We start from the raw sequence: 18891 nt of genomic DNA on the forward strand, positions 1-18891 counted from the left end.
ACTTAAGCTGCAGCCTGCTGCAGTTCCAGACCCTGCAGCGCCTGGAAAAGTTGCTCTACCTTGTTGCCATCAAACACGCCATCCGGCCCTTGGGCATGGATATCGGTGAACGGTGACTCATACAGCCGCGCAGCGGGCATGGCGCCGTGCTCGGTCAGGTGCTGCACGATTTCTTCGATGAACTGCAACTGGCTGGCGCTAGCCTGGCCCGCGCCAATCAGAGTCGAGAACGCTGCCATGGCCGCCTCGCGGTCCAGCCCGACCAGCGAGCGCACAAACACCGGCAGGCTGGTGTGCAGCGTACGCGCACGCTCAATGTCGCCATTGGTACCGCCGGCCTCGTGGAGCAGGGCTTCCAGCTCTTGCAGGTCGGCGGCCGTTAGGGGCTGGTTGCGGCGCAGCTTGTGTAGCGCCAGTCGGTCTTCGTGGGCGCGCAGAAAGACCTTGGCCTTGGCGCGAAAGCGATCAAAGTCCACCGCACTGGCGACCAGGGGCAAATCGACTTCGGCGGTTTCGCCGATGGCGTCTTCAAAGTCGGTGTAGACCACCTTGCGGCTGCTTTTTTCGATGAGTTTGATCAGGCTGCGCAGCTTGCGCCGCGCCTGTTCCAGCATGGGCAGGGTCACGTCTTGCCACCACTCATCGCCCGCCACGGCCTCGATCAGCAGCAGGTGCTCGCGCACCACCGGGATGTTGGCTTTCTCCAGCAAGCCATTGGCAACTTGCTGCACCTTGGTTTGTAGCCGCGCCAGGGCTGGTTCGCTGCGCAGCAGGGCCAACTCGGTGTTTAGCAGCAGGGCATCAAAGCGTTTGGCGTCTTCGTCATCGTCGCGTACGGCGGTGGGCAGGCCCGACAGGTGCGTGGACACCTCGGCCAGTTGTTCGGGGCTGGGGCGCTTCCATGCATCCGGCTGCGCCCACGCCTCTACCCAGCGGCGCTGCGGGCGCACCACAAAGTTGTCGAGCGACATGCCCGCCACCATGCTGTGCAGCAGATCAGCGGTGTCGCGGCGAATGGCGGCCTCGGTCAGCACGGGCGATTGCTGTGCCTCATCGGCCACGCCGTTGCTGCTCAAACGCTTGTCCAGCACTTCAAGCAACTCCAGCCGCGCATTGAACAGGCGCTGTGACAGTGGCTGAGCCACCGCGCCTTCACTGCCCTCCAGCTCCTGGCTGAAAAACTCCAGGTTCTGGCAGAAGTCGAAGATGAAAAAGTCTTTCTTGTCCTGCCCCGGCCCGTACAGCTCAGGGCACAACCGCGTGCCGCGCCCCACCATCTGCCAGAACTTGGCCTTGGAGCGCACGATCTTGAAGAACACCAGATTCACCACCTCGGGCACGTCAATGCCGGTGTCCAGCATGTCCACCGAGATGGCGATGTGCGGGGCATCGTTCTTTTTGGAGAAGTCATCGATGAGCGACTGCACGTACTCCGTCTTGAAGGTGATGGTGCGCGCGAACAGGCCTTTGTATTCGGGGTAGTTCGCGTCAAAGCGCTGCTGGATGAACTCGGCGTGCCGCTGGTTCTTGGCAAAGATGATGGTCTTGCCCAGTCGGTCGCAGCCCGCCACCTTGTGGCCGCGCTCCATCAGCAGGGCCAGCATCTTGTCGACCGTGTCGATGTTGAACAGCCACTGGTTCACTGCCTCGGCGCTCACTTCGTCGGGGGCCTCACCGCCTTCTTCGTCCCACTCCAGTGCGTCCCACTGGTCTTTTTCGTCATCGCTCAGCTCGTCGTAGCGAATGCCCTGGCGCTGGAACTTCAGCGGCACCGACACCGCGCGGGGCGGGGCCAGGTAGCCCTCGGCAATCGCATCGTCCAGGCCATACGCATCCGTGGGCACGCCGCTTTCCAGGCCAAACAGGCTGTAGGTGTTGCGGTCGATCTCGTCCTTGGGCGTGGCAGTCAGGCCCACCAGCAGCGCGTCAAAGTAGCTGAAGATGGCGCGGTACTTTTGGTAGATGGAGCGGTGCGCCTCGTCCACCACAATCAAATCAAAGTACCCCACGCCAAAGCGGCGCTGTCCGCTGCCTGCGGCTTCATTGATAAGCCCCATCATCGTCGGGTAGGTGGACACATACACCCGCCCCTCGGTGGCGCGGTCGGTCACCAGGTTCACCGGGGCGGCGTCGGGCAGGTGGGCCTTGAAGGCGTTGATGGCCTGGTTCACCAGTGCCACGCGGTCGGCCAGAAACAGCACGCGCTTGGCCCAGCCTGCGCGCATGAGCAAGTCCACCAGCGCAATCACCGTTCGGGTTTTGCCTGCGCCCGTGGCCATCACCACCAGGGCCTTGCGGTGCTGGTCGCGTTCAAAGGTTTCGGCAATGCGGCGGATGGCGCGCTGCTGGTAGTGGCGCTCCACAATGCCCGCCGCAATCGGCAGGCTGGCCAGCGGCTTGCGCGTGGTGCGGCGCTGCGCCATCAGCTCCAGCTCGTCTCGCGTATGAAAGCCTTGCACCGGGCGTGGTGGGCTGGTGGTGTCGTCCCACATCCAGTGCTCGTAGCCATTGGTGCCATAGATCACCGGGCGGTGGCCGGTGCTTTTTTCCAGGCAGTCGGCATACAGGCGGGCTTGCTGCTGGCCCTCTTGGGCGCTGCGGTGGGTGCGCTTGGCTTCCACCAGGGCCAAGGGCCGCTCGCCGCTCCACAGCACATAGTCCACAAAACCTTTGCCTTCGTTGTTGGGCATGCCTTGCACTGCAAACTCGCGGTCGCGCTTCTGGTCCAGCGCCCAGCCAGCTTCTTTGAGCAGCAGGTCAATGAACAGGTCGCGCGTGGCGGCCTCGTTGTAGTCGTGCGCGGTGGCGGGCTGCGCTGCGTTGGCGGCCTTGGCTGCGGCAATCTCGGCGCGGTAGCGGGCTAGTTCGGCGTCCAGCGCGGCATTGCGGGCGGCGGCCTCGCGCAGCGCAGCGTCGCGCTCTGCAAGGGCTTGAGCTTGCTTGGCCAGAGCCTCTTGGGCTGCCACTTGGGCGGCGCGGCTGGCGGCTTGCTCTGCAGTGGTGTCGATAGCAGTTGGCTTGGGCAACAGGTCCACACGAAACTGCAGCCCCGCAGCAGGCCGGTCGCCCACGCGGCGCGCATAGTGCTGCGCCAGCCAGAAGGCCACATGGAACAGCTCGCGCAACGCGGCCAGCGCATCTTGCGGCGGCACCGGGCGGGCGTGGTGCACGGCCTGGTTGCCCAGTCGGCGAATCACATCCATCTTGGCGTGCACCGCCGTGCCTACCAGTTGCTGAAAGCTGGGTTCAAACAAAAACGCCGACAAATCCGCCTTGTACGGCATGCGCAGGCTGCCACTGCGGCCGCCTTCGGCCTGGTAGAGCCAGGCCACCGCAAGCTCCAGCGTGCGGCGGGCGTAAAAGCAGGCGGTGCGCGGGTCGCTGTGGGCAGCGGCCTCGGCGCGGCGGGCTTCTGCCAGCAGGTCGGGCCAGTCGGGTTGCAGGAAGGTGAAGTTGGATGGCACTGTGCTCATGCACTCTCTCCCTGTTCGTTGTTTGCGGGTGGTTTAGACCAACCCTCGATGTTCAGCGTCAACCCCAGCCCGCACACCAGCAAAACCAATTTTTGCAGCGAACAACTTTCTGGGTGGCTCTCTGCATCACGAATGAACGACGGGCTGACATTGCACACGGCGGCTGTTTGTGAACGTGTCATGCCTTGGCGCTTGCGTTCAGTGGCAAGGGCTTGGGCCAGTTGGGCAGAGTTGGTAGGCGTGAGGTTCATTTTTGTCCCTATGAGAGCAATCTCAACACCGAATCAGCTTTTTTTGGTCGCTTTTGCTCTTATGAGGACACTTTAAGTGATGGGCTTGCTTCACAAGCCATGGGTAGTTTTTTTGTTGCGAAGGCTCACCCGGTGACAACGCTCAGTGCTTGTGTCGGTTTCATGAAGGCTGCTGCCATACTGCGCTGTGGTCCCATCTCAAGAATTGGCGACCGAATATGCAATCTGGAAACTGTGGAGAGAGATGAACTTGCGAGACCAAAATTACTTGCGCAGTTTGGTACTTGAGTTTGCGGCCATGCCATCTGAAACGGGCTGGCTGGAGTTCAAGGAAAACAAGGCCGAACCGCAAGACATTGGCGAGTACATCTCTGCACTGGCCAACAGTGCTGCTTTGGAAGGCAGGGCCCATGCTTACATGCTTTGGGGCGTTGCCGACGACGGGCACGCCATCGTGGGTACGAGTTTTGACCCGCGAACTGCTCGGCAAGGTAACGAAGAGCTGGAAAGCTGGTTGTTGCGGCTGTTGAGTCCGCGCATCGGGTTTCATTTCCACAACATTGAGATCGATGGGCGTTCGGTCGTTTTGCTGGAGATTGATTCTGCGTTTCGGCACCCAGTGAAATTTCAAGGGGTGGAGTACATCAGAGTCGGCACTTACAAGAAGCCACTCAAGGACTTTCCTGAAAAAGAGCGCACGTTATGGCGGATGCTGGACGCCACACCGTTCGAGATGTTGGCTGCCGCTGAGAAGCTCAGCGCCGATGAAGTTTTGAAACTCATCGACTACCCGGCATTTTTTGAGTTGCTGGACAAACCAGTTCCCAATCACCGCGACGGCATGCTGGCCGGTTTGCAAGCACATCGCTTAGTGGAACCCATGGGTGGCGGTCATTGGCGCATCTTCAATCTTGGGGCATTGCTATTTGCCAAGCGCTTGGCTGACTTTCCGCGCCTGCAACGCAAGGCCGTGCGCGTGGTGGTTTACGAAGGGACCGGGCGCGTCAAAACCCTGCGGGAGCAAGAAGGCATGCGCGGCTACGCGGCGGGCTTTGAAGGGTTGGTGGGATTTGTGAACAACCTGCTGCCCATCAATGAAGTGATCGGTCAGGCATTGCGCAAGTCGGTGCGTATGTACCCCGAATTGGCCATTCGTGAACTGGTTGCCAACGCACTGATCCATCAGGACTTGAGCGTTACGGGCAGTGGCCCCATGGTCGAAATTTTTGATGACCGCATGGAAATCACCAACCCGGGCAAGCCGCTCATGGAGCCCCAGCGCATGCTCGATCACCCGCCCCGGTCGCGCAATGAGAGCCTGGCCTCCATCATGCGATTGGTGGGCATTTGTGAGGAGCGCGGCAGCGGTGTGGACAAGGTGGTGTCTGAGGCCGAGCTGTACCAACTCCCTGCCCCTGCGTTTGACGTGGTGGGCGAATCCACTCGCGCCACCCTGTTTGCTCCCCGCCCCCTGGCGGGCATGGATCGGGAGGACCGGGTGCGCGCCGTTTATCTGCACGCTTGCCTGCGCTATGTGCAGCGTGAATACATGACCAACACCACGCTGCGCCAGCGCTTTGGCATTGACCCCAAAAACAGCGCCATAGCCTCCCGTTTGCTCAAGGATGCGCTGGCGGCTGGCGTCATCCGCCTGGAGGATGAAGCTGCGGCGCCCAAGCTGCGCCGCTATGTGCCGCACTGGGCCTGATTTGTTTGATGGGTATTTGATGAAAGGGCGTCACCGAAGCGCTTTTTTCAAAAATTCCCTTTATTGACAACAAGTTAGCAAAAGCTGCTTATTTGACGGGTACTTGATGGAGGTGCCCATTGCTCGTCCGGAGCGCTGGGCGTGTTGCGCCTGCTGCTGTCCCTGCCCAACACTAAAAAGGCCAAGCTTTGGTGCCCTCACGAATGAGGGCACCACCGGCTAAGTCATTGAATCTATTGGAAAGTCAGGGATTTTCCCTTTACCGTAGGTCGTGGCCGTCCTTCACAACTGCCCCGCAAACGCTCGCTGCTGCAGCGAGGCAAAGAGCGCATCCAGCGCGGTCAGGGCGTGGCGGTGGGAGGCTTTGAGGGCTTCGATGCAGGCGATGCGGGTAGCGAAGGTTTGTTGGAGGGGGAGGGGGGGCAGGGGTATCTGAAGCGCGCGCAACTCCTTCACGTTCAGATGTTGTGACGTTGATCCGACCATAAGCTGGCTAATCCTTGAAGGGGAGAGGACGTACAGCAGATGTCTCAGCAGGTATCCAGGTGCAAGTACCTCAGCGTCGGGCCGGAGCTGTACCAGCCTTTGACCCATGCACAGCGCCATTCCGGTTTGCACTATTGCCGCAATACCAACAGTTCCTTCGCGACTGAGAACGATGTCACCAGGGCGTAGGTAACCTCGTTTCGATCGTTCATGGAACGTATCTTCTGAGACATAACGCGTGTCTCTCCAGTCCCAATCGCCCGCTGTGAGGTTTGATGTTCTCAGGCATACCATGCCTGATTCTGTCCACTCCGGGGTTGAGTGAGGACAGTCGTTGATTGCCTCGCAAATGGTTTGTAGCGCGTGCTTTTCCCACCCCTTCGGATTTACCACCGGGTCCCCAAACATATCGAGAAAGAGGGACTGGGTGAGGCCGTCGAGCAGGGCCAGGGCGGTGCGGCGTTGGGTTCGGAGGGTTTCGGCTTGGTCGAGGATGGCGGCGATGCGGCGTTGTTCTTCCAGCGGTGGAAGTGCGATCTTTATCTTCGCCAAATTGCCTCTAGAAATACGCTGCCGCGTAGTGCCAGTCGTGTACTCGTCAATCTGATTTCTGCTTTGGGGTGAGTTAATGCAATGCATCAACCAAGGCGGGTGAACGGTATTCGAATCAGGGCGGATGATGCAGACGTCAACAACAGTCACTGTTCGTTTTGAGTCACCGGGGAAAATGCACGCGCGCCCCAGTGGGTCTGGCATTCGGGCAATGAGTAAATCGCCTGTCTCAAGAAAAGTGCATTTGAGCCTTCGCGCAGCGTCGGAGGTCAAAAACCTGTTTGACTTGTTAACGTAGTAGCCGTCACCAATGTCTGCAAGTTGAATGAGGCGAACATCGCCGTCCGGGTCTTGGTCTTTGGACTCGACCCAGTCCCCATCAACGAAAACGAGGGCCGAATTAAGCGCGTTTTCGAGTGGAACTACGGGCCAAGTCACTTCAACATCCCTTCCAACGAATCCATCCCCCGCGCAATCTCGTCTTCCAGCGCCCGCAGCTCCGCCAATATCTCCCCCGGCGCGCGGTGCTGCACCTGCTCATGCACCACTTCCTTGTAGCGGTTGATGCTCAGGTCATACCCATTGGCCTCAATGTCGGCCTTGGGCACACAAAAGCTCTGCGCGGTGCGGGGGCGCTCGCGTTCGCTGCCGCTCCTCTGCCCCCAGCGTTCCAGCACGTCGGGCAGGTTGTTTTTGGTGTGCTCTGATTCTGATAGCTGGCTGCGCCCGCCAGTAAAGCGCTGCAGGCCTAAAAGGCTTGCATCCAGCAGGGGCTGGCGTTTGTCGTCCAGGCTCCAGCCGTCGGCTTGCATGTCGTAGAACCACACGTTATCCGTGCCGCCGCTCATGGTTTTGGTGAAGAGCAGGATGGCGGTGCTGACGCCCGCGTAGGGCTTGAACACGCCGCCGGGCAGGCTGATGACGGCGTCGAGTTTTTGCTCTTCGACCAGCTTGCGGCGCAGTTCCTTGTGGGCCTTGCTGCTGCCAAAGAGCACGCCATCGGGGACGATGACGGCGGCGCGCCCGCCGGTTTTGAGCAGGCGCAGGAACAGGGCGAGGAAGAGCAGCTCGGTCTTCTTGGTCTTGACGGTCTGCTGCAGATCCTTGGCGGTGTTTTCGTAGTCCAGGCTGCCCGCAAAGGGCGGGTTGGCCAGGATGAGGCTGTAGGCCTCGGCATCGCCTGCCGCGCCTTCGGCCAGCGAGTCGCGGTATTCAATGGCGGGGTGCTCTACGCCGTGCAGCACCATGTTCATGCTGCCGATGCGCAGCATGGTGTTGTCAAAGTCATACCCGTGGAACATGCCGTGGTGGAAGTGCGTGTTTTGCGCGGGCACGCGCAGCATGTCGGGGTAGGTGCGGCGCAGGTATTCGCCTGCGGCCACCAAAAATCCGCAGGTGCCCGATGCGGGGTCGCAAATGGTGTCTTGCGGTGTGGGGGCTGTGAGGGCCACCATCAGGTCGATGATGTGGCGCGGGGTGCGGAACTGGCCGTTTTGCCCGGCAGAGGCGATCTTGCCGAGCATGTATTCGTACAGATCGCCCTTGGTGTCGCGGTCGTCCAGGGGAATGGTGTCGAGCAAATCGACCACTTTGGCCAGCAGGCCGGGCGTGGGGATGGTGAAGCGGGCGTCGCGCATGTGGTGCGCAAAGGCGGTTTCGGCAGCAGGGCCACCGGACATCTGCAAGCCGCGCAGGAAGGGGAAGACCTGGTTGCTGAGCACGTCGAACATCTCGGCGGGTGCCATGTTCTTGAAGCGCGACCAGCGCATGTCTTCCAGCGGCCTGCCGTTGGGGTCCAGCCCCGTGGGGATGATGCGCACTGGCGCTGTCTTAAGGCGCAGGGCCTTGTTGTCTTCGCGGGTCTGGTCGCTGTCGAGGGCGCGCAGAAAGAGCAGGTAGGTGATCTGCTCGATGACTTCAATGGGGTTGGCGATGCCGCCGGACCAGAAGGCGTTCCAGACTTGATCGACTTTGTTGCGCAGGTCACCGGTGAGCATGGGGGCAGGCAGTAGCAGGCTGTGAGAAAGCCTGAGAGTCTGCCATGGGGTGCTTGCCGCAGAGGTGCGGGCCGCGTGGTGGGCAGGAGTTTGAAGGTTTTCTGGCCCCTGCCGCGCGATGGATATGCCTTTGCAGCTATTTATTTGATAGCGTTTTGCGTGGTGCTGGGCTGCCGGACTCGCTGTGCCCCGCCGCCAGGTCGTCCAGGATGGGGCAGTCCGGCCGGTCGTTGCCTTTGCAGCAGGAGACCAGCGTTTGCAGGCTGCGCTGCATGGCCTGCATCTGGGCGATGCGTTCGCTCAGGTCGTCGATGTGTTGCTGCGCGATGCGCTTGACCTGGCTGCTGGCGCGGCTGCGGTCGTGCCACAGGCCCAGCAGTTCGGCGATTTCTTCCATCGAGAAACCCAGGTCGCGGCTGCGGCGGATGAAGTGCAGGGCGTGCACGTCGGCCTCGGTGTACTGGCGGTAGCCGCTGTCGGTGCGCGCCACGCCGTTGATGAGGCCCAGCGATTCGTAGTGCCGCACCATGCGCGCCGAGATGCCAGCGCGCCGGGCGGCGACGCCAATGGGCACGGGCCAGGTGGTGGCGCGGGGTGCAGCGGCCTTGGCGCGCGCGGTTGGCGCCACATGCGAGGCATGGGGGGAGTGGGGCGTGGTCATGGTGTGGCCCTTGCTGGGTGTGTGGTGGCGTGGCGCTCAGAGGCTGAGAGTTTTTTGCCAGTGCCCGAAAGGTGCGCCAAAACGCCGCTGATCGAGGCGCAAAGCACAGCCATAGCTCGGGCTATGGCGCGCATTTGCAACGACGAGCAGCGGTGTTATGGCGTGCAAGGCGGGCATAGGCAAAAGACTCTCAGCCTCTCAAGCCGCGACGGTGTAGCCTTCTTCGGCAATGGCGGCAGCCAGGGCCTCGCGGGGGGCGGTGCTGTCCACGTCCACCTTGCCGCTGGCGCGGTCGATGCGGACCTGGGCGTCGGGGTCTACCTGCTGCAATGCCTGGGTGACGGCGCGTTCGCAGTGGCCGCAGGTCATGCCCTGCACTTGGAAAGTTGTGGTGGTTGTCATGGGGTGTCCTCGGGTTGGTTTTCAAGAGGGCCGTTGAAGCGACCCAAGTGAATGTTGAAGCTTGACATCGTGGCAGAGTCAAACGCCGTTCAAGACACTCATGATGTGAGGGTTGATCAATGTCAATGCTTGACCTTGCCATCACGTCAAGGATCAGCATCCCGGCCATGAACACTCCAACTCTCAATTCCTCAGAGGCAGTCCATTCGCTGGACCTCGGTATCTCCGGCATGACCTGCGCAAGCTGCGTGGGCCGCGTGGAGCGTGCGCTGCGCAAGGTGCAGGGCGTGCAGGAGGCCTCGGTCAACCTGGCGACCGAGTCTGCGCGCATTGCCTTTGTCACGCAGGTGGGCGCTGATGCTGCCGCCATGGAGGCGGTGCTGCGCCGCGCGGTGCGCAACGCGGGCTACGAGCCGCGTGCGGTGGGGCAGGAGGACGCGCCCGAGGACTTGTCACCCTGGGCGGGCTTCATGCCCGTGGGCATTGGCCTGCTGCTGTCGGTGCCGCTGGTGCTGCCCATGATCGGTGACCTGTTCGGCCAGCACTGGATGCTGCCCGCCTGGGTGCAGTTCATGCTGGCCACGCCGGTGCAGTTCATCCTGGGGGCGCGGTTTTACAAGGCGGGGTGGCATGCGGCCAAGGCGTTGAGCGGCAACATGGATTTGCTGGTGGCACTGGGCACCAGCGCGGGCTGGGGCCTGTCGATGTGGTTGTGGCTGACGGCGCCCACGGACCATCCGGGGCATGTGCCGCACCTGTACTTCGAGGCCTCGGCCGTGGTGGTCACGCTGGTGCTGCTGGGCAAGTGGCTGGAGGCGCGCGCCAAGCGCCAGACCACGGCGGCCATCCGTGCGCTGCATGCGCTGCGGCCGGATGTGGTGCATTTGCTCACCAAGCAGGGCGAGGTGGATGTGCCGGTGGCCGAGGTGCTGGTGGGCGACCAGCTGGTGGTGCGGCCGGGTGAGCGCATTCCCGTGGATGGCCGGGTGCACGAGGGCCATACGCAGGTGGATGAATCCATGCTGACCGGCGAGCCGCTGCCCGTGGCGCGTGATGCGGGCGCGGCGCTGACGGGTGGCTCGATCAACGGCGATGGCCGCATCGTGATGGCGGTAACGGCCGTGGGCGCCGAGACGGTACTGGCCCAGATCATCCGGCTGGTGGAGGACGCCCAGGCCGCCAAGGCGCCCATCCAGCGGCTGGTGGACCAGGTGTCGGCCATTTTTGTGCCGGTGGTGCTGGTGGTGGCGCTGGTGACCCTGGCGGGCTGGCTGGCCATGGGCGCAGGGCTGGAGGCGGCGCTGATCCACGCGGTGGCGGTGATGGTGATTGCGTGCCCCTGTGCGCTGGGGCTGGCCACGCCGGCGGCCATCATGGCGGGCACGGGGGTGGCGGCCAAGAACGGCATCCTGATCAAGGACGTGCAGGCGCTGGAGCTGGCGCACAAGGTGGACACGGTGGCCTTTGACAAGACCGGCACGCTGACCGTGGGCCAGCCCCGGCTCACGGCGTTTGAGGTGGTGCCTGGCCTGGACGACGCTGCGGTGATGGCGGCTGTGGCGGCGGTGCAAAGTGGCAGCGAGCACCCGCTGGCGCGCGCGGTGGTGGCGGCTGCGGGCGAGCGGCAGATCCACGTGGCCACCGCGCAGGACGTGCGCGCTGTGCCCGGGCGCGGCACCGAGGGCGAGGTGGACGGCCAGAGCTACCTGGTGGGCAGCCTGCGCTGGATGCAGGAGCTGGGGGTGGGCCTGGGCCCGCTGTCTGACCGCGCGGAGGCGTTGCAACGCGAAGGCGCCACGGTGTCCGCCGTGGCCCAGCGTGTGGCTGAGGGATTGGCATTGCGCGCGGTCATGGCCTTTGGCGACGAACCCAAACCTGGCGCGCGCGAGGCGCTGGCGGCACTGAAGGCGCGCGGCATCCGCACGGTGATGGTGTCGGGCGACAACCGGGGCGCGGCCGAGGCCATGGCGCGCAGACTGGGCTTGGACCCGGCGGCGGGCGAGGTGATGGCCGAGGTGCTGCCGGGGGACAAGGCGGCCAAGGTGGCTGCGTTGCAACAGGGGAGCGACGGCAAGCGCCATCATGTTGCGATGGTGGGCGACGGCGTTAACGATGCCCCGGCATTGGCTGCAGCGGATGTGGGCATGGCCATGGGCAACGGAACCGATGTGGCCATGCATGCAGCGGGCATCACGCTGATGCGTGGCGATCCGATGCTGGTGGCGGCGGCGCTGGATATTTCGCACCGAACGGTGATGAAGATCCGCCAGAACCTGTTCTGGGCCTTTGCCTACAACGTGGCGGGCATTCCGCTGGCGGCGCTGGGGTATCTGAACCCGGTGGTGGCAGGGGCGGCCATGGCGCTCAGCTCGGTCAGCGTCATGGCGAATGCCCTCTTACTCAAGCGGTGGCGCATGTGATAAATACGTACAGCACGGTCATCGATGTCTGGCAAACTGCAACGTTTTGTTGCATATCCGTGGCCTCGGGGGAGGTGCGGCGACCGCATTGGCATAGCTATATCAAGGACGACAGATCATGAATCTCTTCTCGCTCATGCGGCAGTTCACCATACGTTTGCGCATGCTGGGCGCCATTGGCGTGGTTCTGGGGCTGCTGGGGCTGCTGGGGGGCGCGGGCATGCTGGGCATGTTCCGCATCCATGACATGAGCCAGAACTTCATGGACAACTCGTTCGCCAAGGTGAGCAACATGGCCGAGCTGCGCGGCGAGATGGGCGCCATCCGCCAGTATGAGAAGGACATGATCATTGGTTACGAGAAGCCCGAAGCCGTGAAGGCCGCCCACACCAAGTGGCTGGCCAGCCACGACAAGGCCAAGAAGATTGCGGGCAAGTTCCTGGAAGGGGGCGAGGATGCCGACAACGTGGTGGTGCGCAACATCATCACCAAACTCGACAGCTACAAGGACCTGTTTGCCCATGTGGCGCGCCAGCTCGAAGCCAGCGGCTACGACACGGCCACCATTGCCAACCGCATGAGCGGCAAGGCCGTGGCCGAGTTCGATCAGGCGGACAAGCTGATGCTGGAGCTGGACACGGTGTTGCGCAACGAGGTCACGCAATCGGTGGCGCAGCAGGGTGAGGTGTCCAACCAGACCAAGTGGCTGTTTGTGCTGGCCGTGCTGATCACGGTGGTGGTGGTGGTGCCTACCACGCTGATGAACATGAACTCCATCTGCAAGCCCCTGGAAGAAGCGCGCAAGATGGCGCAGGCCATTGCGGGCGGTGACCTGTCGCAGCACATTGCGGCTGAGGGCAAGGACGAAGTGGCCGACCTGCAGCGCGCACTGCGCGAGATGCAGCAGGGTCTGGGCGCGCTGGTGGCGCAAGTGCGCGATGCCAGCGGCAACATCGCCACGGCCAGCCAGGAGATCGCCACGGGCAACCAGGACCTGTCGCAGCGCACCGAACAGACAGCCAGCAACGCGCAGGAGGCCGTGGCCTCGCTGTCGCAGCTGACCTCCACCGTGCAACAAACCGCATCGTCGTCGCAGATGGCCAACCAGCTGGCAGCATCGGCCTCACAGATCGCCACACACGGCGGCGGTGTGGTGCAGCAGGCCGTGGCCAGCATGCATGAAATCTCGGCATCGAGCCGCAAGATCGGCGACATCATCGGCCTGATCGACTCCATTGCTTTCCAGACCAACATCCTGGCGCTGAACGCGGCCGTGGAGGCCGCCCGCGCAGGCGAGCAGGGCCGGGGCTTTGCCGTGGTGGCCAGCGAGGTGCGCAGCCTGGCGCAGCGCAGTGCCGCAGCGGCCAGCGACATCAAGGGCCTGATCCAGAGCAGCGTGACGGCGGTGGATGGCGGCGTGCGCCATGTGGAAGAAGCGGGCACGGCCATGAAGGACATCGTGAGCAGCGTGCAGCGCGTGGGCGACATCATTGGGGAGATCACGGCGGCTGCGTCCGAGCAGTCGGCCGGCATCGGCCAGGTGAACAGCTCGGTGGGCGAGATCGACCGCATGACGCAGCAAAACGCCGCGCTGGTGGAAGAGTCTGCCGCCGCCGCCGAGTCGCTGCGTGAGCAGGCCGCGCGCTTGTCGCAGGTGGTGCAGCAGTTCCGCCTGGCCGAGGCCATGGGGCATGGCCAGCACCACGCCTCCCGCAGCGTGGCCGCGCCGTACCAGGAAGAGCCCCAGGCACTGGCGGCGGGCCCTGCCCAGGCCCGGCTGACGCGCTGAGTCCGCCCACCCATCCCCCTGGCGCCCTGTGCGCCCAAGGCCCCGCAGGCTTGGCTTGCGGGGCCTTTGTTTTGGGCGGGTTGCGCCGCGCCGCCATGCACCGGGTTTGTTGACCTGCGTCATGGGCGCAGCCACCCTGCCGTGGCACCCTTGGCTTCCCGTTGTTTATTCTGGAGCGCGCGCCATGCCATCGATCAGCCTGCGAACCATTCGCGAAGAGCATGCGTCGCTGTCGGCCATGCTCCACTCCCTGCGCCTGATGCTGGACCAGGGCCCGGGCGACGAGCCCGCCGCTTTTTTTGATGTGATGCGGGCGATGCTGTTCTACATCGACGAGTTTCCCGAGCGACAGCACCACCCCAAGGAATCGCAGTGGCTGTTCCCCCGGGTGGCCGAGCGCTCGCCCCAGGCCGCCGAAGCCATTGCGCAGCTGGAGCGCGAACACGCGGGCGGCGAGGCGGCCGTGCGTGAACTGCAGCACCTGCTGCTGGGCTGGGAACTGATGGGCGATGCGCGGCGTGAGGTGTTTGCCCAGGCGCTGCAGAAGTACGTCCGCTTCTACCTGGACCACATGCGGCTGGAAGAATCCGTGGTGTTGCCTGCGGCCCAGGAATGCCTGCAGCCGGGCGACTGGGTGGCCATCGACGCGGCCTTTGCCAGCAACACCAACCCGCTGGCCCCCGGCAAGCCGCGCGATGCGGCGTATGACAGGCTGTTTACCCGCATCGTGATGCGGGCTCCCAGTCCGATAGGGTTGGGGTGAGTTGACTGCGCACGCCGCCAATGCAAAACCGTTCACGCTGAGCTTGTCGAAGCGCTGCGCGAGGCTTCGACTGGCTCAGCCCGAACGGTCGGGAAGGGCGGAGCGCGAGGGCACATGGCTGCGCCCCGCGACGCGATCTCAGGCGCTCAGCGCGGGGTAGTCCGTATACCCCTCGGCCCCACCACCGTACAGCGTGGCCCGGTTCACCTCGTTGAGCGGTGCGTTGGCGTGCAGGCGCGCCACCAGGTCGGGGTTGGCGATGAAGGGGCGGCCAAAGGCCACGATGTCGGCGCCGTGGGCCAGGGCGGTGTCGGCCAGCTCACGGGTGTAGGCGTTGTTGACCATCCACGCACCCTGGCCGCCCGCTGCGCGGTAGGCGGCCTTGAGGGCAGCGTAGTCAAACGGGCGGCCTTCCACTTCGCGCGGGCCGCCGGTGGCGCCTTCGATGAGGTGGAGATAAGACAGGCCCAGGGGACCGAGCTGGTGCACCACGTAGTCGAACAGCGGTTGCGGGTCGGCATCGACGATGTCGTTGGCGGGCGTGACGGGCGAGAGGCGGATGCCGGTGCGGCCGCCGCCGATGTCGGAGGTGATGGCGCGGGTCACTTCCAGCAGCAGGCGGGCGCGGTTCTCGATGCTGCCGCCATAGGCGTCGGTGCGCTGGTTGGCGCCGGTCTTGAGGAACTGGTCGATGAGGTAGCCGTTGGCGGCGTGGATCTCGACGCCGTCAAAACCCGCCTCGATGGCGGCGCGGGCTGCGCGGCGGTAGTCGGCCACGATGCCGGGGATCTCGGCCAGCTCCAGCGCGCGGGGCATGGAGGTGGGCGTGAAGGTGGGCACGCCGTCCTTGATGAGCACGGTCTTGGTGTTGGCCTGGATGGCCGAGGGCGCCACGGGTGCAGCGTTGCCGGGCTGCAGGTCAGTGTGCGAGACGCGGCCCACATGCCACAGCTGCACCACGATCTTGCCGCCTGCGGCGTGCACGGAGGACGTCACCTTCTTCCAGCCCGCGATCTGCTCGGGCGCATACAGGCCGGGCACGTCGGCATAGCCCTGGCCCTGGTGGCTGATGGCCGTGGCCTCTGAAATGATCAGGCCCGCACTAGCGCGTTGGGTGTAGTAGGTGGCGACCAGGTCGGTGGGGATGGCGTTGGGCGAACGGTTGCGCGTGAGCGGCGCCATGGCGATGCGGTTGGCCAGTTGCAGGTCACCGGCTTGGACGGGGTCAGACAGAAAAGGCATGGGTCGAGGCTTTCGGAAAAAGGGTTGCAGACCAACGATGGAACGGGCGCAAGCGTAATGCTGCAGCGCAAAATCTGCAGCGCACATGCGTCAACAAGGCTTCTGTTTTTGTGATAGCCGCACGGCCAGGTTGGCGGGCCGGGCGCAGGCCCCGGCACGCTCTGCCGGGCTGCGGCAGAATCAAAACGCCATGCCCACACGCCCCGCCTCCCTTGACGTTTCCGTCGCCCCCACCGCGCCCCTTCCCGCCCTGTGGCTGGCCGCGGCGCTGTCCATGGGGGCGGCGATTTCGCTGGGCATTACGCGCTTTTCCTATGCCTTGCTGCTGCCGCCCATGCGCGAGGACCTGGGCTGGTCGTACACCCTGGCCGGGGGCATGAACACGGCCAATGCGCTGGGCTACCTGCTGGGCGCGCTGGTCACGCCGCTGCTGCTGCGGCGGGTGGCGCCGGGCCAGGTGCTGCTGGTGGGGGCGGTGCTGGCCTCGGTGTTCATGGGGCTCAGCGGGTTTTTTACCGCCGCGCCCTGGCTGCTGCTGCAGCGCCTGCTGGCGGGGGTGGCCAGTGCGCTCGTTTTCATCGCCGGGGGGCTGCTGGCCGCGCGGCTGGGCGCGCACGAGCCGGGGCGCAGCGGCCTGCTGCTGGGGCTGTACTACGGGGGCACGGGCTGGGGCATCAGCCTGTCGGCGCTGCTGGTGCCGGGCGTGCTGGCGGCAGCGGGGCCCATGCCGCACCCCTGGGCATGGGCCTGGTGGGCGCTGGCGCTGGCCTGTGCAGCGGCCACGGCGGTGTTGTGGTGGCCCGCGCAGGCGCTGCAGGTGCTGGCGCCGCCACCGGTCAGCCCCACAGCATTCAACATTACGCCGCCGCCCGCCAGGCTGCGCTGGCGGGCCCTGGCCCCTGCGCTGCTGGGCTACGGGCTGTTTGGCGTGGGCTACATCGGCTACATGACCTTTGTGGTGGCGCTGCTGCGCGAGCAGGGCGCCAGCGGGGGGGCGATCACGGCCTTTTATGCGCTGCTGGGTCTGGCCGTGGTGCTGTCGTCGCGCATCTGGGCCGGGCTGCTGGACCGCAGCCGGGGCGGCGAGGCGCTGGCGCGGCTCAATGCGCTGCTGGGCCTGGCCACGGTGCTGCCTGCCGTCACGGGCGCCTGGCCGGTGGTGCTGGCCTCGGGGCTGCTGTTTGGCGGGGTGTTTCTGTCGGTGGTGGCATCCACCACAGCGCTGGTGCGCCACAACCTGCCGCAGGCGCTGTGGGCCAGCGGCATCAGCGCGTTCACCATCGTGTTTGCGGCCGGGCAGATCGTGGGGCCCACGGTGGTGGGCTGGATCGCCGATGGGCCCGGAGGCCTGGCGCGCGGGCTGGTGTTCTCGGCCTGCGCGCTGTGGGTGGGGGCGCTGGTGGCGTGGCGGCAGAAGCCGCTGTAGCGCATCTGAAGTTTTGGCCGCGTGGAGCTACGCGCTCCCAATCGATACTGGCGCGGCCCAGGCCAGGAACGCCGAGCAAGGGCCGCCCCACAGTGAGGGCGGGGGGAAGACGCGCAGCGCCTCAGGAGGGTGTCCCTATTTCAGCAGCCCTTCGGCCTTCATGGCCGCCTGTACTGCGGGGCGGGCACCCACGCGTTCGCGGTAGGCCGCCAGGTTCGCCAGGCCGGAGATGTCCAGGTTGGTCGGCTTGGCCCAGTTGGTCACGGTGAACAGGTAGCCGTCGGCCACCGTGAACTGGTCGCCCGTCAGGTATTGCTTGCCAGCGAGCTGGCCATCCACCCACTGCAGGCGCTGCAGCAGCCGCTCGCGCACCAGGGGCTTGTAGTCGTCGGGCGTGGCGGGGTTGAACAGGGGGCTGAAGCCCTTGTGCAGCTCGGTGCCGATGAAGGTCAGCCACTCTTGCAGGCGGTAGCGCGCCAGGGTGCCGTTGGCGGGGGCCAGCTGCTTGTCGGGCACCTGGTCGGCGATGTACTGCACGATGGCCGGACCTTCGCGCAGGCGCTCGCCGCTGTCCAGCTCCAGCAGGGGCACATAGCCCAGCGGGTTGATGGTGTAGTAGTCGGTGCCGTCCTGCAGCTTGTGGCTCTTGGTGCTGGCCAGCACGGGGGTGTAGGCCAGGCCGGCCTCTTGCAGGGCGATGTGGGGGGAGAGGGAGCAGGCGCCGGGGGAGTAGTACAGCTTCATGGATCGGTCCTTGAAAACAGTCGGGAATCGCTGATCCTATGCGCTGCGCAGCTTTCTTGCTGGCCGCCTACGCTGCACAGGCCGCCGGAGGCGGAAACTGGCACGGCCCAAGTCAGTGCCGCCATGCAAGGGCCGCCCCGCCGCACGGGCGGCGTCCCCCTGGGGGGAGGGCGCCGAAGGCGACACAGGGGGGTTAGGTGTCGTAGCCTGGCATTTCGCGCTGCACCTTGCGCAGCAGCGCAGGCCAGGCAAACGCGCCGCCCAGGCCGCCGGTCTGCACGCGCATGGCCTGGGCCACGCCGCTCACGATCTGGGGATTCACGTTCGTCAGTGCGCCGCCGGCCTGGGCGTCGATCTGGATGCGGCAGGTGTTCTCGAAGGTGTACATCGACAGGAAGGCGTCGGCAATCGTCTTGCCCACCGTCAGCAGCCCGTGGTTGCGCAGCATGAGGAAGTTGGCGTCGCCCAGGTCGGCCTGCAGGCGCGGCTTTTCCTCGTCGCGGAAGGCCACGCCCTCGTACTCGTGGTACGCCAGCGAGCCCAGCACGAAGGTGCTTTGCTGGCTGATGGGCAACACGCCGCCTTGCTGCGCGCTCACGGCCACGCCCGCGCGCGTGTGGGTGTGCAGCACGCAGCCCGCCTCGGGCCGCGCCTCGTGCACGGCGCTGTGGATCACAAAGCCCGCCGGGTTCACGGGGAAGGGCGAGTCGTGCAGCTTGTTGCACGCCATGTCCACCTTGATCAGGCTGGACGCCGTGATCTCGTCGAACATCAGGCCGTAGGGGTTGATGAGGAAATGGTGCTCGCCCGGGCCCGATACCGACTCGGGCAGCTTGGCGCTGATGTGGGTGAAGACCAGGTCGCTCCAGCCGTACAGCGCCACGAGCCGGTAGCAGGCGGCCAGGTCGCAGCGCAGCTGCCATTCTTCGGGGCTGACGCTGTCTTGCAGCGAGGGGATGGTGAGCATGGGGTGGTGT

The 18891-nt window shown here is 64.8% G+C and carries 14 protein-coding genes; 5 read left to right on the forward strand and 9 right to left on the reverse strand.

Annotated elements, in window-relative coordinates:
• Positions 1–2: 2 nt before the first annotated feature.
• Positions 3–3473 (reverse strand): DEAD/DEAH box helicase family protein, encoded by a 3471-nt coding sequence (locus tag CBY09_RS12470; RefSeq protein ID WP_094289930.1) that lies wholly within the window; start codon positions 3471–3473, stop codon positions 3–5.
• Complete coding sequence (locus CBY09_RS12475) at positions 3470–3724, reverse strand: helix-turn-helix domain-containing protein (protein WP_094289931.1); 255 nt, start codon at positions 3722–3724, stop codon at positions 3470–3472. The genes CBY09_RS12470 and CBY09_RS12475 overlap by 4 nt, the downstream gene beginning before the upstream one ends.
• Positions 3725–3968: 244 nt before the next feature.
• Between CBY09_RS12475 and CBY09_RS12480 the strand changes: the two genes are divergently transcribed.
• Entirely contained in the window at positions 3969–5432 is a 1464-nt protein-coding gene (locus tag CBY09_RS12480) for an ATP-binding protein (protein WP_094289932.1), read from the forward strand.
• Between the two features lie 282 nt (positions 5433–5714).
• Here CBY09_RS12480 and CBY09_RS12485 read toward each other — a convergent pair whose 3' ends face one another.
• From CBY09_RS12485 to CBY09_RS12500, 4 genes are all read right to left on the reverse strand, one after another.
• Entirely contained in the window at positions 5715–6908 is a 1194-nt protein-coding gene (locus CBY09_RS12485) for a restriction endonuclease subunit S (RefSeq protein WP_094289933.1), read from the reverse strand.
• A complete protein-coding gene (locus CBY09_RS12490; protein WP_094289934.1) occupies positions 6905–8467 on the reverse strand; it encodes a type I restriction-modification system subunit M in 1563 nt (520 codons plus the stop codon). The genes CBY09_RS12485 and CBY09_RS12490 overlap by 4 nt, the downstream gene beginning before the upstream one ends.
• A 136-nt stretch (positions 8468–8603) precedes the next feature.
• Positions 8604–9128: a Cu(I)-responsive transcriptional regulator gene (gene cueR / locus CBY09_RS12495; protein ID WP_240515705.1), complete on the reverse strand. Its 525-nt coding sequence runs from the start codon at positions 9126–9128 to the stop codon at positions 8604–8606.
• Positions 9129–9326: 198 nt separating this feature from the next.
• Positions 9327–9530, reverse strand: coding sequence for a heavy-metal-associated domain-containing protein (locus CBY09_RS12500; RefSeq protein ID WP_094289935.1), 204 nt, complete (start codon positions 9528–9530; stop codon positions 9327–9329).
• 167 nt (positions 9531–9697) lie between these two features.
• Here CBY09_RS12500 and CBY09_RS12505 point away from each other — a divergent pair, with 167 nt between their 5' ends.
• The 3 genes from CBY09_RS12505 to CBY09_RS12515 all read left to right on the forward strand — a co-directional run bounded on the left by CBY09_RS12505 (position 9698) and on the right by CBY09_RS12515 (position 14502).
• Entirely contained in the window at positions 9698–11950 is a 2253-nt protein-coding gene (locus tag CBY09_RS12505; RefSeq protein WP_094289936.1) for a heavy metal translocating P-type ATPase, read from the forward strand.
• Between the two features lie 118 nt (positions 11951–12068).
• Positions 12069–13739: a methyl-accepting chemotaxis protein gene (locus tag CBY09_RS12510; RefSeq protein WP_094289937.1), complete on the forward strand. Its 1671-nt coding sequence runs from the start codon at positions 12069–12071 to the stop codon at positions 13737–13739.
• Between the two features lie 184 nt (positions 13740–13923).
• Positions 13924–14502: a hemerythrin domain-containing protein gene (locus CBY09_RS12515; RefSeq protein WP_094289938.1), complete on the forward strand. Its 579-nt coding sequence runs from the start codon at positions 13924–13926 to the stop codon at positions 14500–14502.
• Positions 14503–14640: 138 nt separating this feature from the next.
• Here the strand turns inward: CBY09_RS12515 and CBY09_RS12520 are convergent, their stop codons facing one another.
• Positions 14641–15744, reverse strand: coding sequence for an alkene reductase (locus tag CBY09_RS12520; RefSeq protein WP_094289939.1), 1104 nt, complete (start codon positions 15742–15744; stop codon positions 14641–14643).
• A 190-nt stretch (positions 15745–15934) separates the two neighbouring features.
• On the opposite strand from CBY09_RS12520, the gene CBY09_RS12525 reads away from it, so the two are divergent.
• Positions 15935–17170: a YbfB/YjiJ family MFS transporter gene (locus CBY09_RS12525; RefSeq protein WP_094290208.1), complete on the forward strand. Its 1236-nt coding sequence runs from the start codon at positions 15935–15937 to the stop codon at positions 17168–17170.
• Between the two features lie 135 nt (positions 17171–17305).
• On the opposite strand, the gene gstA is transcribed toward CBY09_RS12525, so the two are convergent.
• Together gstA and CBY09_RS12535 are read right to left on the reverse strand one after the other, a co-directional pair.
• Positions 17306–17914 carry a glutathione transferase GstA gene (gene gstA / locus CBY09_RS12530; RefSeq protein ID WP_094289940.1) on the reverse strand — a complete coding sequence of 203 codons (609 nt, stop codon included), beginning with the start codon at positions 17912–17914 and terminating at the stop codon, positions 17306–17308.
• 193 nt (positions 17915–18107) lie between these two features.
• Positions 18108–18881: a class II aldolase/adducin family protein gene (locus CBY09_RS12535; RefSeq protein ID WP_094289941.1), complete on the reverse strand. Its 774-nt coding sequence runs from the start codon at positions 18879–18881 to the stop codon at positions 18108–18110.
• Between the last annotated feature and the right edge of the window lie 10 nt (positions 18882–18891).

Origin of the sequence: Acidovorax kalamii, assembly GCF_002245625.1 — a bacterium.
Classification (GTDB): Bacteria; Pseudomonadota; Gammaproteobacteria; order Burkholderiales; family Burkholderiaceae_C; genus Acidovorax; species Acidovorax kalamii.

Excerpts from the sequence above, each read along its gene's own strand:
- CBY09_RS12470 (WP_094289930.1), bottom strand. The coding sequence starts at position 3,473 with ATGAGCACAGTGCCATCCAACTTCACCTTCCTGCAACCCGACTGGCCC.
- CBY09_RS12475 (WP_094289931.1), bottom strand. The coding sequence starts at position 3,724 with ATGAACCTCACGCCTACCAACTCTGCCCAACTGGCCCAAGCCCTTGCC.
- CBY09_RS12480 (WP_094289932.1), top strand. The coding sequence starts at position 3,969 with ATGAACTTGCGAGACCAAAATTACTTGCGCAGTTTGGTACTTGAGTTT.
- CBY09_RS12490 (WP_094289934.1), bottom strand. The coding sequence starts at position 8,467 with ATGCTCACCGGTGACCTGCGCAACAAAGTCGATCAAGTCTGGAACGCC.
- cueR (WP_240515705.1), bottom strand. The coding sequence starts at position 9,128 with ATGACCACGCCCCACTCCCCCCATGCCTCGCATGTGGCGCCAACCGCG.
- CBY09_RS12500 (WP_094289935.1), bottom strand. The coding sequence starts at position 9,530 with ATGACAACCACCACAACTTTCCAAGTGCAGGGCATGACCTGCGGCCAC.
- CBY09_RS12505 (WP_094289936.1), top strand. The coding sequence starts at position 9,698 with ATGAACACTCCAACTCTCAATTCCTCAGAGGCAGTCCATTCGCTGGAC.
- CBY09_RS12510 (WP_094289937.1), top strand. The coding sequence starts at position 12,069 with ATGAATCTCTTCTCGCTCATGCGGCAGTTCACCATACGTTTGCGCATG.
- CBY09_RS12515 (WP_094289938.1), top strand. The coding sequence starts at position 13,924 with ATGCCATCGATCAGCCTGCGAACCATTCGCGAAGAGCATGCGTCGCTG.
- CBY09_RS12520 (WP_094289939.1), bottom strand. The coding sequence starts at position 15,744 with ATGCCTTTTCTGTCTGACCCCGTCCAAGCCGGTGACCTGCAACTGGCC.
- CBY09_RS12525 (WP_094290208.1), top strand. The coding sequence starts at position 15,935 with ATGCCCACACGCCCCGCCTCCCTTGACGTTTCCGTCGCCCCCACCGCG.
- gstA (WP_094289940.1), bottom strand. The coding sequence starts at position 17,914 with ATGAAGCTGTACTACTCCCCCGGCGCCTGCTCCCTCTCCCCCCACATC.
- CBY09_RS12535 (WP_094289941.1), bottom strand. The coding sequence starts at position 18,881 with ATGCTCACCATCCCCTCGCTGCAAGACAGCGTCAGCCCCGAAGAATGG.